This window comes from Burkholderia sp. IT-111MI5 (assembly GCF_949752865.1).
In the GTDB taxonomy this organism is placed as follows: Bacteria; Pseudomonadota; Gammaproteobacteria; order Burkholderiales; family Burkholderiaceae; genus Burkholderia; species Burkholderia pyrrocinia_C.
In genome coordinates, this window is record NZ_CATKIF010000002.1 from 221431 (window position 1) to 239020 (window position 17590).

Annotated in this window: 10 protein-coding genes; 7 read left to right on the plus strand and 3 right to left on the minus strand. The window is 65.3% G+C overall.

The features are described from left to right. Positions 1–135 precede the first annotated feature (135 nt). Together ACM6JT_RS01930 and ACM6JT_RS01935 are read left to right on the plus strand one after the other, a co-directional pair. Complete coding sequence (locus ACM6JT_RS01930) at positions 136–669, plus strand: toxin (RefSeq protein ID WP_034182296.1); 534 nt, start codon at positions 136–138, stop codon at positions 667–669. A gap of 132 nt (positions 670–801) precedes the next feature. Then, on the plus strand, positions 802–2172 hold the full coding sequence (locus tag ACM6JT_RS01935) for an MFS transporter (protein WP_034182297.1): 1371 nt from the start codon (positions 802–804) through the stop codon (positions 2170–2172). A 19-nt stretch (positions 2173–2191) separates the two neighbouring features. On the opposite strand, the gene ACM6JT_RS01940 is transcribed toward ACM6JT_RS01935, so the two are convergent. Then, positions 2192–4951: a UPF0182 family protein gene (locus ACM6JT_RS01940; RefSeq protein WP_414855895.1), complete on the minus strand. Its 2760-nt coding sequence runs from the start codon at positions 4949–4951 to the stop codon at positions 2192–2194. Between the two features lie 326 nt (positions 4952–5277). Here ACM6JT_RS01940 and ACM6JT_RS01945 point away from each other — a divergent pair, with 326 nt between their 5' ends. Further along, positions 5278–5697, plus strand: a complete 420-nt coding sequence (locus tag ACM6JT_RS01945; RefSeq protein ID WP_034182299.1) for a DUF1810 domain-containing protein — start codon at positions 5278–5280, stop codon at positions 5695–5697. 179 nt (positions 5698–5876) lie between these two features. Here ACM6JT_RS01945 and ACM6JT_RS01950 read toward each other — a convergent pair whose 3' ends face one another. Next, positions 5877–9470 (minus strand): YadA-like family protein, encoded by a 3594-nt coding sequence (locus ACM6JT_RS01950; RefSeq protein WP_414855896.1) that lies wholly within the window; start codon positions 9468–9470, stop codon positions 5877–5879. 1079 nt (positions 9471–10549) lie between these two features. On the opposite strand from ACM6JT_RS01950, the gene ACM6JT_RS01955 reads away from it, so the two are divergent. Continuing rightward, complete coding sequence (locus tag ACM6JT_RS01955) at positions 10550–11356, plus strand: response regulator (protein ID WP_414855905.1); 807 nt, start codon at positions 10550–10552, stop codon at positions 11354–11356. 21 nt (positions 11357–11377) lie between these two features. Here the strand turns inward: ACM6JT_RS01955 and ACM6JT_RS01960 are convergent, their stop codons facing one another. Continuing rightward, positions 11378–13591, minus strand: a complete 2214-nt coding sequence (locus ACM6JT_RS01960) for a TonB-dependent siderophore receptor (protein WP_414855897.1) — start codon at positions 13589–13591, stop codon at positions 11378–11380. A 486-nt stretch (positions 13592–14077) separates the two neighbouring features. On the opposite strand from ACM6JT_RS01960, the gene ACM6JT_RS01965 reads away from it, so the two are divergent. The 3 genes from ACM6JT_RS01965 (at position 14078) to ACM6JT_RS01975 (ending at position 17131) form a co-directional block, all read left to right on the plus strand. Beyond that, positions 14078–14299, plus strand: a complete 222-nt coding sequence (locus ACM6JT_RS01965; RefSeq protein WP_414855898.1) for a hypothetical protein — start codon at positions 14078–14080, stop codon at positions 14297–14299. After that, complete coding sequence (locus ACM6JT_RS01970) at positions 14278–14826, plus strand: hypothetical protein (RefSeq protein WP_414855899.1); 549 nt, start codon at positions 14278–14280, stop codon at positions 14824–14826. Before ACM6JT_RS01965 ends, ACM6JT_RS01970 begins: the two co-directional genes overlap by 22 nt. A gap of 91 nt (positions 14827–14917) precedes the next feature. Further along, positions 14918–17131 (plus strand): LamG-like jellyroll fold domain-containing protein, encoded by a 2214-nt coding sequence (locus ACM6JT_RS01975; protein ID WP_414855900.1) that lies wholly within the window; start codon positions 14918–14920, stop codon positions 17129–17131. The last annotated feature ends 459 nt before the right edge of the window (positions 17132–17590 follow it).

The following is a 17590-nucleotide window of genomic DNA, read 5'->3' on the forward strand; positions in this document are numbered from 1 at the left end:
GGTACGCTGAAGAACAGTCTTCGGGGCAGGTTTAGTGGTGACTTCTCGAATGGCCTGGAACCGATCGGTGACGATCCGCCGCTTCGACGCATCAGGCACAATACGCGGCTGAGAAATTCGACCGCGGTCAAACACATGCGCTTCGTCGTCGTCGGAACAAGCGGGTCGGGGAAATCCACCTTCTCCAGTGCGCTGGCGGCCGCTGCGGGTTGCCCATACATCGAACTGGATCAACTCTATTGGGGCCCCGACTGGACAGCCGTACCGCCCGAACAGTTCGAGAATGCCGTGCTTGCCGCGACGGCAGGCGACCGGTGGGTCGCCGACGGGAACTACAGCGCCGTACGCGACGTGCTCTGGTCGAGAGCCACGCACGTCGTCTGGCTCAACTTCGGGCGATGGACTGTGTTCTCCCGGGTGCTCTGGCGCACGCTAAGCCGCGGGCTCATGCGCACCGAGCTTTTTCACGGCAACCGGGAGTCGCTGCGGATGGCGTTCTGCTCCAAAGACTCGGTACTGCTGTGGTCATACACCACCTTCGCCAGGAACCGCGTCAAATTCGCCGCCCTGCGAGACGATCCGAAATACGCGCATCTGCAATGGACGGAGATCACCGGGCCATCGCGTACCCGCGCGTTCATCGAAAGGCACGCCCGCGCCGGCAGTTGAGCATTCGATATATCAGGACTTCTGACTGAAAGTCCCGGACGCCGTGCAAACCATTCGCGGCCTGCCCTTGCCGGAACCCATCGCCGGGCGTATGGTTTATTTCTCTGTCGCCCTTTTTGGGGAGATATCGAAATGGCTGCCATGCAATCCGCGGCCACGCCCCTCTCCGACGAGGAAGCCCGGCGCCAGCTGCGCCGCGCCGTCATCGCCAGCACGATCGGCACCACGATCGAATGGTATGACTTTTTCCTCTACAGCACGGTCACCGGCCTGGTCTTCGCAAAGCTTTATTTCCCGCAGTCCCACCCTCTCGTCGGCACGCTGCAGGCGTTCCTGATCTATGCGGTCGGCTTTGTCGCGCGGCCGGTCGGCGCCGCGATCTTCGGCCATTACGGCGATCGCATCGGACGCAAGGCCACCCTGATCGTGACCCTGTTGCTGATGGGGCTCGCCACGTTCGCCGTGGCCTTCGTCCCGACCTACGCGACGATCGGCATCTGGGGCGCCGTTCTCCTCACGGTGCTGCGCTTCATCCAGGGCGTCGGCGTCGGCGGCGAATGGGGCGGCTCGGTCCTGATGTCGATGGAATGGGCGCGCACCAATGCGCATCGCGGCTTCGTCGCGTCGTGGCCGCAGTTCGGCGTGCCGGCGGGATTGTTCCTCGCCAACCTCGCCGTGCTGGCCATGAGCTGGCTTTCCGGCAGCAGTTTCCTCGCGTGGGGCTGGCGCGTGCCGTTTTTCCTCAGCATCCTGCTGGTCGCGATCGGGCTCTATATCCGCCTGAATATTCTCGAGACGCCGATCTTCGCGAAGCTGCTGGCCGAGCGCCGGATCGAGAAGACGCCGATGCTCGAAGTGCTGCGCAAGCAGCCGAGGGATATCGTGCTGTCGGCGTTCGCGCGGATGGCCGAACAGGCGCCGTTCTATATCTTTACGGCGTTCGTGTTCACTTACGGGATCACGGCGCTCGGCGTCACGCGCGAACTGCTGCTGACGGCGGTGCTGGTTGCATCCGTGGTCGAATTCGTCACCATCCCGCTGTTCGGGCACGTGTCGGATCTGATCGGGCGGCGGCGGATGTACATGATCGGCGCGGCTGCCGTCGGTGTGTTCGGATTCCTCTACTTCGCGATGGTCGACAGCCGGAATCCGGTATGGATCTTCGCGGCCATCGTGCTGTCTCTGGTCCCGCATTCGATGATGTACGGGCCGCAGGCTGCGTTGATTGCCGAGTCGTTTACCGGGCGGTTGCGATACAGCGGTGCGTCGATGGGGTATCAGCTCGCTTCGGTCATCGCAGGCGGCCCGGCACCGCTGATCGCGACGGCGCTGTTTGCCTACTACCATTCGGGGTATGCGATCGCGGTGTACGTGCTGGTGTGTGCGGTGCTGAGCCTGGTCGCCGCGTCGAAGCTCGGGGATTACACGAACAAGGATATTTCGCGGGAATACGACGAAGCGCGGGATCTGGGGGATCACGGACACGCGCCGCCGGTAACTTGACGGCCCGGCCGCGCGCCCCTCACTTCTTGTTGTCCGCGCGAACGGCGCCCAGCGCTTCGAGCAACGGCCGGAGCGCATCGAGTTCCGCGCCGAAGCCGGCCCAGTCCCCCGCCTTCATCCGCTCGATCGCGCGGTCGTAATGGGCCAGCGCTTCGCGGGCGCGTGCATCCGCCGCGCCGCGGGCCGGCGCCGCCACCGGCCCCGGCCCCGTCTCCTTGAAGAGCGCCGCGAGCGCTGCGCTCAGGTTTTCCTCCATCACGACGCGATCGCCGTAGGCCGCAATCACCCGCTTCAGCTCGGGCAATTGGCCCGACGCCGCGCGCAGATAAAGCGGCGACACGTACAGAATCGAATTCTCGATCGGCACGACCACGAGATGGCCGCGGATCACGCGCGAGCCCATCTGGTTCCACAGCGAGATCTGCTGCGAGATTTCCGTGCTCTGCTGGATGCGCGCCTCGATCTGGTACGGCCCGTAGATCAGCTTGTCCTTGGGGAACGCGTAGACGATCAGCTTGCCGTACCCGGGCGGATCGCAACGTGCGGCCAGCCACGCGATCATGTTCTCGCGCTGGCTCGGCACCATCGGCAGCATCAGCACGAAGCCGGCCTGCGCGTCGCCGGGCAGCCTCATGATCGTGTAGTACGGCGCCATCTGCGCGTTCGCTGCGTCGCCCCCGTCGATATCGCCCAGCGCGCGAGGAAACTGCCAGAGGTCCTCGCGGTTATAGAACACTTCCGGCGCATCCATGTGATAAGCACGGTAGAGGTTCGCCTGGATCAGGAACAGATCCTCGGGGTAGCGGATATGCTGCCGAAGATCCGGCGGCATCGCGTCGAGCGGCTTGAACATGCCGGGGAAGATGCGCGCGTAAGTCCGCACCAGCGGATCGGAAGGATCGCTGACGTAGAAGTCGACCGTGCCGTTGTACGCGTCGACCACCACTTTCACTGCGTTGCGAATGTAGTTGGCGCCGTCGCCGACACCGGGCGGCGCATACGGAAACCAGCGGCTGGTCGTATAGGCGTCCTGCATCCAGAACAGGCGTCCGTTGCTTGCCACGACATACGGGTCGTGGTCGAGCGCGAGAAACGGCGCAATCGTGCGGATCCGGTCCCGGATGTTGCGGTGAAACAGGATCCTGCTGTCGTTCGTGATGTAGTGCGTCAGCAGGATGTTGGGATCGCCGAACTGCCATGCGAAGAGGCCGCGCCGCGCCGCGCCGCCGATCGCGACACCGTCGCGCCCGCTGTAGGACGTGTAGACGTTGCTGTCGCCCTTCGGGTAGTCGAATTCGGGCATGCTGCCCTTCACGATCACATAACCCTGCCCGCCTTCGCCGAAGTAGATGCGCGGTTCGTGGATCGCCGGCCCGCCGTCCGCGGCAGGCGGAATGTCGCGCAGATACAGCGACGGCAGGCCTTCCGTGGATTTCTCGGTGACCGGCGACATCACGACGCCGTTGCCGTGGGTAAACAGCAGATGCAGGTTCACCCAGGTTCGGGCGTTCTCCGGCAGCATCGACTGCTCCAGCTCGCGCGCCGACAGCATGACCTGCCGGTAGCCGGAGTCGAGCCGGTAGCGATCGATATCCACGGAGAAGAACTTGTAGTAAGTCCTGATCTCCTGCAACTGCGCATAGGTATCCATCAGCGGCTGCACATCCCACAGCCGGATGTTGTCGACGGTCGCGCGATTGGCCTGCAGCGACGCGAGATTCAGGCCCTGCCCGGCCGCAAACGGCTTGACCTCGATCTGCGCGAGACCGTAAGCCTGCCTCGTCAACGCGATGTTGTGCTGGATATAGGGCGTCTCGAGCTGCAGCTCGCTCGGCTTGACGTAGAAGCGCTGGAACAGCGCGGGATAGACGATGCCGAGCGCAAACGACGTGCCGAACACCAGCAGCACCGCAGCGCCCGGCAGCCGATAGCCGGGCCGGCGCAGGTTGACCAGCATCGCAACGGCCGACGCAGTGGCGAGGCCGACGAGCAGCCACAGCACCGGCAGCATCACGTGGATATCGGTATAACCGGCGCCGACCACGACACCGTTGTTGTCGTAGAGCAGCAGAAAGCGTTCGAGCCACCAGGACCAGGCTTTCAGCAGGAAGAACAGCGCCAGCAGCGCCGAGCCGTGAACGGCGGCAGCCGACGAAAGCCCCTTCTGCGGGCGCAGCATGATGTCGCCGCGCAGCCAGTAGACGCTGCCTGCGACGATCGCGCAGCAGGCGACCACTTGCAGCAGCAGGTTCTTCAGTACGATCCAGACGGGCAGCGCGAACAGATAGAAACCGATGTCGTTGCCGAAGATCGGATCGCGCGCGCCGAACGGCACCCGATGCAGAAAGCGCAGCGCGACATCCCAGCTCGACATCGCACCGGCGGCGATCGCAAGCCCGAGGAAGACGGCACCCGCGGCGATGACCGCGCGCCATGGAACGCGCGATGCGACCTCGGCTGCAAGCGCCCGAAGGACATCCTCCGCACGCGTCGACGAAGCTTCCTCTACCTGCCAGACATCGACGGGCCTTGCAAAACGATGCGCGAGCAACCCCGACGCGCCGATCGCGGCCGCCGACACGGCGAGCACCGCGACGAACAGCAGCACCCTCGCGGACAGGATCGTCCAGAAGACGCCGGCATAGCCGATCGACGAGAACCAAAGCCAGTCGACCAGGATACCGGTGATGCGCCCGATGACGATCAGGCACGCGACGACGACCGCAGCCATGATCCCATAGCGCCTCAGGCGCGAGACGGACATTGCTTGCGAGCGCATCGATGCTCCTTTGCCGGGCCGTCATGCGAGGCCGGCTGCGGCCGGATCGGGGTGTGCCGCCGATCCGTCGGTCGGGATCGCGGCCGGCCGCATGTCTGAATGCTACGCTCGTTGCCGGCACGTCGCCATCCGACGGCATGCGCGACGTCACTCGCGGGCGATCGATCGCAGTGCACTGCACTGCAGCAAATCCGCTCGCTCCCACTCGCGGGACGCGATGCGAAGCCGGGTGAGCACACGATCAACGGGGCGTTTGCACGCCATCCGGGTCACGCTCACAATGAGCGTTCGGGCGGCTTGCCGCGCCGGAACGGACGGAGGGCGAAATGGACGATCCCCATGATCTTCAGCGCTTTGTCGACGCACAGGATTCGGTGTATGCGCAGGTATGCGACGAGCTGAAGAACGGACACAAGCGAAGCCACTGGATGTGGTTCGTGTTTCCGCAGATCGAAGGGCTTGGCAACAGCGCGATGGCGCAACGGTATGCGATCGCGACACTGGCCGAAGCCGTCGCGTATCTTCAGCATCCGCTGCTCGGCGAAAGGCTGCGGGAATGCACACGGCTGGTCAATCAGGTCGAAGGCAGTTCGATCCAGACGATTTTCGGGTATCCGGACTACCTGAAATTCCGGTCGTCGGTCACGTTGTTTGCGCATGCGACTGCCGACAACGCGGTGTTCGTGGAGGCGCTCGAGAAATATTTCGGCGGTGAGGCCGATCACGACACGCTCGCGCGAATCTAGGCGGGGGCGGCGCGAATGAACCTCCACGTAACAACATGGGCGGTGATTTTGAGCGACGCGTCGAACAACGATGGCCCGGGGTCAACCGACAGACCCCGGGCCAGGGATGTCCCGCCGGGGTGCCGGGCATCGCATGCATTGCCCGGCACCACCGATCGCGCTACGCCGCGCGAACGACGTCAGAACTGATAACCCGCGCCCACCACCGCGCCGAAGTCAGACCGGCTGTTGCCCGTCACCGATGCCTTGACGACCCAGCGGTTGCTCTCCGTCACGTACGAGTAGCCGGCGGCAAAACCCTGCTGACCGTGATAGTTCGCGGTTGCCGCCGACACCATCGAGCGACCCGCACCCGTCGGCTGCGGCAGGCCGGCCACTGCCATCGCCGACGCGACGCCGCCGTACATGTCCTTCTTCAGGTCGTTGAACGAGTTGTACACCTGCCCGATGCGCTGGTCGGTGTAGCTCTTCGCCTGCGTCGAAGCGGCCGTGAGGTTGTCGTTCAGCTGCTGCACGTTCACCGCGTCGGTCGGCGCCGTTCCGGCCGCGACGTTCGTGATCTGGCGTTCGCTGCCCTTCGCGCCGACCGAGAACGAATTGTCGCGATCGGCGACGGAGCCCTGGCCGACCGCCACCGCATTCTTGCCGGTCGCGGTCGCCGTCGACCCGATCGAACCCGCATCGGCACGCGCGATCCACGTCGTGTTCGCATCGGTTGCCGCCGTGCGGATCTTGTCGTTGGCCGCCACGCTCTTCATCGCATTGTTGAACTGGCCGACGTTGACCGCATCGTTGTCGTTCACGCCCGCCGCGACACCGGTCAGCGTACGGTCGCCCGCCGTGCCGGAGAAGTTCACGCTGGTGCCGCCCGTGTCCTTCCCGACCGTGATCGCACCGTTCGGGTCCTGCTGCTGCACGAGGCCGGCCTTGCCGTTCGCGATGTTGGTCACGCTGCCCTGCAGGTTCGAGATGTCGGTCGTGTTCTTCGACACCTGCTGGTTGGTCGCGTAGAGCTGCGAGCCATTTACCGCATCCGTGCTGGTGGCGCTGAGCGTGCCTGCCTGCACGTTGGTGATGCGCGTGCCGCCGGCACCGCCGAGCGTGATCGTGCTCTTCGAGCTGTCGTCGTACTGCACCGCAAGCGCGCCGAGCTGATTGAGATTCGACTGCACGTCCTTCAGTTGCTTCACGTTCACCGCGTCGGTGTCGCTGGTGCCCGCCGCGACGTTCTTGAGCACGACGGCCGAGTTCGTGTCGCCGCCGACGAGTGAAACCGAATTCAGCCGGTTGCCGTTCGTGTCGACGTCATACTTGACGACGTTCTTCACGGCTTCGCCGGTCTGGTTCGACACCTGCGTGATCTGCTGTTCGAGAGCGGATTTCACGCCCGACAGCTGGCCGCCGTTCACCGCGTCCGTGCTGCCCGCGGCGACGTTGCCGTCGGCCACGTTCGTCAGCTTGGTCGGTGCACCGCCGCGCGCCGCGCTGTAGGCGCCGAGTTTCGGGTCGAACTGCAGCGCGTCCTGCTGCAGCCCGGCGATCGCGGCCGTATTGCCGGCGATGTTCGTTTCGGCATTGCCGAGGCGCGTTTCATGATTCTCGAGCGTCGTCGTATTGCTGCCGACGCGGCCGTCGAGGTTCGTCAGCGCGTCGCCGACGTTGTTGAACGAGCCGCCGCCGACCTTATAAGCCGGCGCGCCGATCGAGCCGTCCGGATTCGCCGTTGCGCCGCCGCCGAGCGCGGCCGCGGTGCCGTCGATCGCGCGGCGCAATTGCGCGCCGTTCACCGCGTCCGTGCTGCCGGACGCCACGTTGCCTTCCGCGACGTTGGTCACGCGCACCGGGCTCCCGCCGTTGCCCGCGCCGAGCGAAACCTGCCGCTTGCTCGCATCGTCGTACTTCACGGCCAGCGCATCGAGCTGGCTCGTGCCGTCGTGAATCGCTGCGGTCAACTGATCGACGTTGACCGCGTCGGTTCCGTTCTTGCCGGCCGCGACGTTGCTGATGAGTTGCGGGCCGTTGCCGCCGTGGCGCGCGTCGTACGCGCCGAGGCTTGCGTTCCACTGGAGCTCATCCTGCTGGAGCGCGGCGATGTTGCCCGTGTTCGTCGTCACCTGGTTGCCGACGGTCGTGATCGACTGGTTGAGCGTGTCGGTCGCCTTGCCGAGCTGGCCGACGTTCACCGCGTCGCCCGCGGCAATGCCGTCCGCGACATTGTGCAGGCCGACCGGCGCCTGCGCGCCCTGCCCGCCGAGCGTGACGCCGCCGTGCGCGTCGTCGTCGTACTGCACGGCGTTCTTCGTCGCGGCGCCGATCTGGCTGGTGATCGACGTGCTCAGGTTGCCGAGCGTCGTGCTGAGGTTGTTCGTCACGCTCGTGCTGAGCGATGCGAGGCCGCCGTTCAGTTGCCCGACGTTGACGGCGTCGTGCACGTCCTTGCCGTCCGCGACGTTGTGCAGCGTGGTGCCGTTGGTGCCGGCGAACGTCACCGAGTCGAACCCGCTCGCGCCGTCGTACTTCACGTTGCGCGTATCGGCCGCCTGCAGGTTGCCGATGTTCGAGGCGGCCGTGCTCAGCGACGTGTTGATGCCGGAGACGCTGTTCTGCAGGTTCGCGATGTTCGAAGCCGCCGTCGAAATGGACGTTTGCAGCGGCGCGACACTGCCCTTCAACTGGCCGACGTTCACCGCGTCGGTATCGGCCACGCCGGCCGCGACGCCGCCGATCGTGGTGCCGTTGCTGCCGTCGAGCGCGATCGCCGCATGCGAATCGTCGGTGTATTTCACGACGTTCTGCGTTGCCGACACGATGCTCGTGCTGAGGCTGTTGCCCACATTGGTCACGCGCTGGTCGACATTCGTGATCGACGTCGACAACGAATTGCCGACCGACGTCACGCGTGCGTCGACATTGCCGATGCCCGTGCTGAGCGTGCTGTTCACGTTCTTCAACTGCTGGACGTTGACGGCGTCCGTATCGGCCGCGCCCGCCGCGACGTTCTTCAGCTGGCGTTCGCTGCCGATCGCGCCGAACGACACCGCGCCGCCGACCGGTGCGGCCGTGCCGCCGAATACCGGCGTGCCGCCGTTGTTCGCGCCGACGCTGCCCGAGCCGATCGCCACCTGGTTGTTGTCGTTCGTCTGCGCGCCCGCGCCGATCGCCACGGATTGCGTGCCGCCGGCGCGCGTCTGCGTCGCCGCGTCGTACGCGGCGCCGTTCGATACGCCGTCGCTCGACGTCGGGTTGGCGCCGCCGATCGCGATCGAGCGATCGCCGCTGGCCAGCGCCGAGTGGCCGAGCGCGATCGAGCTCGTGCCGTGCGCATCCGCGACGTTGCCGAGCGCCATCGAGAAATCGCCGACCGCAGCCGACTGGCGGCCGACCGCGAGCGACGTATTGCCTTGCGCGACCGCCACCGTGCCGATCGCCATGGCCGAGTTCGCCAGCGCCTGCGAGCCGACGCCGATCGCGATTGCACCGCCGCTGCTGCTGCCGCCCTTGCTGCTTGCATTCGACTGGTCGCCGATCGCGATACCGCTGGTACCGGCCCTGGCATTCGTTCCCTGTGTCACGTTCGAGGTGCTCACCGCCACGTAGCTCCCGCTCTTCGTTGCCACGCACAGCGGGTTGGTCCCGTCGATGCACTGGCCGTTCAGCGCGTTGTCCGGGTTGCCGCGGTCGACGAAATTGTCCGCGTGCGCGACTCCCGCGATCAGCACACCTGCACCCGTGAACATGGCGGCGGCAAGCGCCGAAATCTGATTCCTCTTCATGCTGTTCTGCTCCGTTTTGTAGCGTCTGGTTTGAATATGGACTACTTACTTTTATTGACAGCTTCGACTTCGACTGCGATTGCGACTTCAGTGCGGAACCTGTTCCCGATGCCCGGCCTGGCCGTGTCGAACGTGACACGCACCGACCGCGCAAATCGACAGGGCGTCCGATAGCCCGGGCACGCCGTCTCTTTGCGGCCCGTTCCGTTAATCCGTTACATACATTAGGAATACGTAGTGTTATTTATGGACGAGCTCTCCCCCGACTGAATCCGGAGATTCAACCCGTCTTTATAACCACCCCGAATCCGACGTCGCGCCGACCGCGACCAACCTCGTCTCTTTTATTTCATCTCCGGCAACCGGATTTCCGTTTCGATGCCCAGGACATTCGCTCGGGCATGCATCGACTGATGCTTCGGACTCGACTCGCGCAACGTCCGTCGCGGTTCGCGGAGCCCTCGTTTGTTCCATGCCATCCGGCGCTCAAAGTTCGGACGAATTATGAGACACGATCGATGATTATCAAAGGCGACATTGTTTATAGATTGCAAAATCCAATATATTCAATGCGTTACTTAAAATATTGCCGTCTCGCAAACGATTGCGCATTGTCGCACTTAATCGGAATGTTTTTTGAGGCAGATAAATACTTTGCCGAAGCGGATTTGAATTAAATGCAATCGAACGACTCGCAGCCAGAAAGTCGACCAGACAGCAGACGTAAACCGCAGCACACCCCGAAAATGCGTAAAACGGCATGGCACGAATATCGACAAGCCATCTGGCGGGATTCGAAATATGCTCCTACAATTCCGCTCGCATCGATACCGGCAGCCGCGACCATTCACGACGCGACCGCGGCAATCGTCCGCGCCTTTACCGGCTCAGCGATCAAAACAACGAACGCCGGGTATTGCGCCGGGCGGTTGCGTGCCGCGCAGTCCGGCCCGATCCGATTGTCGATGCGAGCGTGCGATGCGTTTGCGCGTCGTCATAGAGCGGCATCCGACGATTCCCCGAACCGGGCAGGCCACCCGCGGGATCGCGGCCAACCGCCTTTCCAGAACAGGTGCACGATGTCTCCATCGATCTCCGCATTGAGCGACGCCCATCTCCTGATCGTCGACGATCAGCCCGACCAGCTGCGTTTGCTGATCGACATCCTGCGCAGCACCGGCTGCCGGATCAGCATCGCATCCGACGGGGCGCAGGCGTGCGAGCGCGCGCAGGCGCTGATGCCCGACCTGATCCTGATGGATGTCCGCATGCCGCGCATGGACGGTTTTACCGCGTGCCGGCTGCTGGCCGCCGATCCGCTGACGAGCGCGATTCCGGTCATCTTCCTGACCGTGGCCGGCGAATTGCACGAACGCCTCGAGGGGCTGGAGATCGGCGGCGTCGACTATGTGGTGAAGCCGTTCGAGCCGGCCGAAGTGCTCGCGCGGATTCGCGTGCAGCTCGCGCGGACGAAGCGCGAGCTGCCGTCGGACACGGAAAGCCCGCTCGCGGCCGGCCAGGACGACGACATCATCGTGCGCGCGGCCATTCGCCACCTGTCGCGTACCTTGAACGATCCGCCGACGGTCGAGCAACTGGCGCGCGCGGTCGGCACGCATGAAAAGCGGCTGTCGCGCGCGTTTCGCGACAATCTCGGCCAGACGGTGTTCGAGTATCTGCGGCACGAGCGGCTGCGGATCGCGCAGGATCTGCTGGATTCGACGTCGCTCAGCATCGCCAGCATCGCGAAGGAAATCGGCTTTTCCACGCCGGCGAACTTCGCGACCGCCTTCCGCGAACGTTTCGGCATCACGCCGACCGAATGGCGGCGCCAGCGCCATGCGGGCCGTCGCGCCTCGACCCGCGATCCGCAGCGCGGCGCATAGGCCGGGGCGGCGCGAGCGCGATTACCAGTTGTATTTCGCGCTGGCCAGCACGGTCCGCTCGTTGCCGAACACGCACACCGTGTACGACGTGCAGCCGCTGACGTAACGCCGGTCGAACAGGTTCGCGACGTTCAGCGCGAACCGCCAGTGGCGCATCTCGTAGTGCATCGCCAGGTCGTACAGCGTCGTGCTCGGCACCGTCAGCGAGTTGTCGGGGGCGCCGGCCGACGCGCTCTGGTAGCGCACGCCGGCGCCGATCCCGAGGCCCGCCAGCGCGCCCGTATGCCAGGTCCAGTCGGCCCACATCGACGCCATCTGCCGCGGCAGCGGCACGGACACGGGCCAGTTGTTCAGCGACGCGTCGTTCGCCTGCACGTTCTTGACGTCCTGATACATATACGACGCGACGACCGACAGCTCGCGGGTCAGCTTGCCGACCGCGCTCAGCTCGATGCCGCGCGAGCGCACCTTGCCGGTCTGCACGGATGTCGTGCCGGTGGGATCGAGATTCACCGGTGTCGGGGTCACGACGTTGGTCTGGTCGATCTGGTAAATGGCCGCGTTCAGCATCAGGTTCCGGCCGGGCGGTTGCCAGCGCAGCCCGGCTTCCGTCTGCGTGCCGCGCGTCGGCTTCGGCAAACCGCCGCCGGCCATCCGCACGCCGATGACCGGATCGAACGACGTCGAATAACCCACATACGGCGACAGCCCCGCATCACCTTGATAGGTGAGCCCGACGCGCCCGGAGAACGCACTGACGTCCTGCCGCGACTGCGTGCCGGCCGTCTGCGTTTGCGTACCGGCCGTCCGGTCGTCGAACCGCGCATTCACGCGATCCTCGCGGCCGCCGAGCGTCAGCGTCCAGCGCCGCCAGCGGATCTGGTCCTGCGCGTACACGCCGACCGCGTTCATCGCCGTGTACTGGTCGACGTGGCCGAGCGACGTCGGGCCGGAGAAGATCGCGGCCGTCACGGGCCGATAGATGGGGTGGTACAGGTTCAGCGACGGCGCCAGCGCGAGCCACACGCTGTTGGTCGTCGTCTGCCGGTCGAATTGCAGGCCGAACAGCAGCGTGTGTTCGAGCGGCCCCGTGCCGAAGCGCGCCTGCGCGCGGTTGTCGATATCGAGCCGGCTGTAGTTGAGCTGGAACAGCCCCGCGAACCGCATCATGTTGGTCGTGCTGCGGGGCGCCAGGCCGACGCCGAACACCGTTGCGTCGTCGAGCGACAGGTGTGACCAGCGCACGTCCTGGTGCAGCGTCCAGATCGCATTCACGCGACGCTCCAGCGCGTAGCCGAGCGACCATTGCTTCTTCCGGTAGTCGTTGAACGCCGGGTCGCCCATGTAGATGTCCGGCGACAGGCGACCGTTCGGGTTCGGCAGCACCGTGCCCGACGCGGGCAGGAAGTTCGACGTGATGTCGCCGCTGTCCTGCAGGAACGACGCGGAGAACGTCAGCGACGTATCGGCGTTCGGCCGCCATCGGAACGACGGCGCCAGCGCGACGCGCCGGTCGCCGTTCGGGCCGGTCACCGCATTGCCGTCGCGTGCAACGCCGACGAAGCGATACGCATACCGGCCGTCCGGGTCGAGCCGGTCGCCGACGTCGAGCATGAACTGCTTGCGCGCATCGTTGCCGATCTGCACGCCGGCTTCGCGCACGCGCTCGCCGTCGGCGAGTTTCGTGTGCGCGTCGACGATCGCGCCGGGCTCGCCCGCGCCGTACAGCACCGACGTCGGCCCGCGCAGCACCGCGATCGAGTCGATCGTGTACGGGTCGACGCGCCAGTTCGCGATCACGGCCGTATTCGGCGTCGGCATACCGTCGACGTACAGCGTCGGCGTGAAGCCGCGCAGCGCCGCATACCAGTCGGTCCGGCTGTCGGAGCCGAACGTCGCGAAACCCGGCACGTAGCGCAGCGCCTGGTTCAGGTCGGCCGCGCCGGTCATCTCGATCTGTTGCGCGGTCACGATGTTGGTCGTCTGCGGGATCTCGGCCACCGGCGTGTCGGTCTTCGTGCCGGCCGTGGTGCGCAGCCCGACGAGCCCGACGGACGATCCGCCGGCCGTTCCTTTCACATCGATCGGCGGCAGCACGGCCGCCGCCGTGCCGGCCTGCGCCGCCGCCGCTGCGTTCGACGCCTGCGCGTGCGCGCCGCCCGCTGCGGCCACGCACAACGCTCCCCCGGCAGCGATCGCCCATGTGCGTCGCACCGCCCCTGTCTCCGTCAACATTGTTTCAATACTCCGTCGTGCTGTCTCGGCCCGTTCGGCCCCGGCGACGAGCGGTGCGTCGCCGCGGCCGTCCTGTGTTGTCGTGCTCGTGATGTCGGTTGCGCGCGGGTCGGCATGCACCGGCCTGCACTGTCCAGTGGCGCCGTTCGCGAGCGCAGCGATCATACCGGTCGAACGTGGCGCGGTCTTTAAAAAAACTGAGCGGGCGTTTGAAAGTCCGCACGCTTCGAGTCATGCCGTCGCCGATCGCGGCACGACGTCATGCGAAGCCGTATATCGCGAACGTTCCGGGCAAATTGAACATGCGCATCGAAACCGATCCGCAGCCACGCGCCGGTACCTGGAATGCCGCGCAGCCGAAAGCGTAACGGACCCGTTCGACGGAGAACACGCCGAACGGGCGGCGGGTGCGCCACGCCATCGCCGGCGTGGCGCGCATGCCGGCCGGATCGGATCGGCGAAGCCGGCGCGACGGATTTCAGCGTCGTGAACGCGGCGCTGCAGTCGTACGGCGTGGACGTGCCCGGCGTGCCGGTGACCGTCACGTCGTTCGCGCTCGACGTGACGATCGAGCCGGAGAAACTCACGGCGCCCGGCCCGGGCGTGTCGTGCGTCGCGGCGCCTTTCTCGAACGTCGGCTGCGTGCCGTCGAACACGACGTTGTTCTGCGCGATGCCGAGCGGAAAGTGCCGCCCGTTCGCTTCATAGCCGGAGAACATGATCTTTCCGCCGCCGAATTTCGCGCTGACGACGTCGTGAAAGTCCTGGACCGCGACGTTCGTGAAATCCGGATACCGCGTGCCGGTCGATGTGCTGGAGAACCTACCGCGCATCGCGCGAATCGATCGTCAAGGACTGCGATCCTGCTCGTCATCGTGTTGTTCTCCGTTTTTTTCATCCGTCGAGCGACACCGGCGTTGCTGCGCCGGCATGAAGTCGTATCGGCCCGCAAACCGGCATGCGATACGCAAAACATCACAAGTTGTCAGTTGTATGACAACAAAGAAAATAGCGCACCGCCATCGATCCACATACGTGAAGCGCCTCCTGCTCGCTGTGCCGGCGACGATAATATCTCGCAAGCGTATCAATCACCATTTATTCCCATTTTTATTAGCATGTTAATCAATTTGCTTGCAGCAATCACTATCCGATCGACGAGTTGTTTCGTGACAACTTTTTATTCCGAAACGATGACGCGTCCGCTACACTCCGCGTCGTTATGCGATGACTGATTTCGACCGCGCTCAAGATGACGCTCGGCGGTCGGTCGCCCCGCTCGCCCTCGGTGCTCGCGAGCGGGTCTCGTCAAGGAACGATGCAATCATGAACGACACGCAATTTGGGCCCGGATCCGGCGCAGGCATCTCCCGGCGCACCTTCCTTTACAGCGTCGGTGCGCTCGCGCTGTCGGCATGCGGCAGCACGAACGCGAGCGGCAGCGTCACCGGCATCGCAACTTCCGGGGCGGGCAACCGCGCGCTCGCACGCGTTGCGACGGGTACCGCGACCGTCGCGACGCGCGAAGCGTTCGCGCATCCGGGCTTGCTGCATACGCAAGCCGATTTCGACCGGATCGCGCAGAAGGTATCTACCGCCGCGTCGCCCTGGCTCGACGGCTGGAACCGGCTGGTCACGAACGGTCATGCACAGTTGTCATGGTCGCCGCGACCGCAGGCCGTCGTGACGCGCGGCGGCACCGGCGCGCAAAACTACCCGGTGCTGTACAAGGACATCGCAGCCGCCTATGCGTGCGCGCTGCGCTGGAAGATCTCGGGCAACGTCGCGTATGCGAACAAGGCCGTGCAGATCATGAACGCGTGGTCGTCGACGCTGCAGAACCTCGCCGGGGACTCGAACGTCGATCTGGCAGCCGGCATCTACGGCTACGAATTCGCCAACGCCGGCGAAATCATGCGCACCTATCCCGGCTGGGCGGCGGCCGACTTCGCCGCGTTCCAGGCGATGATGGCCGACAAGTTCTACCCGATCAACGCCGACTTTCTGAATCGCCACAACAACACGGACATCACGCACTACTGGGCCAACTGGGATCTGTGCAACCTCGCATCGGTCATGGCGATCGGCGTGCTGTGCGACGACCACGCGAAGTTCGACGAGGCCGTCAACTATTTCATCGACGGGCCCGGCAACGGCGCGATCGCGCAGGCCGTCTACTACGTGCACCCCGGCCATCTGGGCCAATGGCAGGAGTCGGGCCGCGACCAGGGGCACAACACGCTCGGCATCGCGCTGGGCGGCGCGATCTGCGAAATGGCGTGGAACCAGGGCATCGACCTGTACGGTCACGACAACAACCGTTTCCTCGCGGGCGCGGAATATGTCGCGAAGGCGAATCTCGTGCGGCCCGACGGCACGTTCCTGCCGGTGCCGTACGCGTCGTACTCGAATGTCGACGTGACCCAGACGCAATTCTCGACCGCCGGCCAGGGCACGATCCGCCCATGCTGGGCACTCGTCCACAACCATTACGTTAACCGCAAGGGGCTGTCGGCGCCGTGGTCGACGAAGTTCGCGCACGCGATCCAGCCCGAAGGCGGCGGCGGCAATTACGGCGAAGCGAGCGGCGGCTACGATCAGCTCGGCTACGGCACGCTCACCTGCACGCGCGATCCCGTCGCGCCCGCCGCCGCGCCGAGCGGGCTGACCGCGTGGCCGGGTGCCGGACGGGTCGTGTTGTCGTGGTGGGGCGTCGCGAACGCGGCAAGCTACAACGTGAAGCGCGCGTCCAAATCGGGCGGCCCCTACACGACCGTCGCGAGCGGCATCGCCGATCCGCTGACGTACACGGACAGCCCGGCGGCGGGCACCTGGTACTACGTGATCAGCGGGCATACCGCGTCGGGCGAAACCGCGAATTCGGCGGAAGTCGCCGCGTCGACGGCGCTGCAACTGCATACGCTGCTGACGTTCGACGAGACGGTCGGCACGGCCGCCGCGGACGCGTCCGGCAACGGTCATGCGGGCACGCTCGCCGGCGGCGTTTCGCGCGGGCCCGGAAAAACCGGCAACGCCGTGTCGCTCGACGGTTCGACCGGTTACGTCGCGTTGCCGAACGACATCGTCGCCGACGTGTCGGATTTCACGATCGCGGCCTGGGTGAACTGGAACGGCGGACAGACGTGGGCGCGCCTCTTCGATTTCGGCTCGGGCACCGGACGCTATCTGTACGTCACGCCGAGGAACCATCGCGGGACGATGCGCTTTGCGATCACGACCAACGGCGGGCACGGCGAACGCGCGATCGACGGCAACGCCGCGCTGCCGGCCGGACAATGGGCGCACGTGGCCGTCACGCTGGCGGCAACGACCGCGACGCTCTATCTGAACGGCAACGCGATCGGCACGGCGGGAGACGTCATCTTCGCGCCATGGCGCATCGGGCACACCGCGCAGAACTGGATCGGACGTTCGCAATATCCGGGCGATCCGTTCTTCAGCGGCTCGATCGACGAGTTCCGCATCTATCGCGGCGCGATGTCGGCCGATCAGGTGAAGGCGCTCGCGCAGCGCGCGTGATGCGCGTCAAGCGGCGCTGTCGACGAATGCCGCCGGATAGATAGAACGGCCGCAGGCCGAGCTGCGGCAACGCAAGCGTGTCGGGCGCCGAGGGGCGCCCGCGTCAGTTCGCTGATTTTCATGCGCATCTCCTGCAATCGAGGACCCGTCATTCATCCCGGCGCCACGACGCGCACCGATGGCCCGTTTCCCTATGAGCCGAGGTGGCATCGTCCTGATTCCTGACGTACGTCAAGTACCCGTTTTCGCGCGCGTGACATGACGCCCCGGGAATGCGCGTCCTTTCGTACCTCGCCAGATAGTAGGCAACGCATGCGTTCTTTGCGTGTGCGACGGCGGGTGCGCTACGCTCGATCCGGCCTCGTATCGAGGCCTGAAATTTAAGCGCTTAAAAATTTGAAGCCGACGGCCCCGTGCCCGACGGGGTCCATCACATGGAGGATGACGTTGACGTCCTCA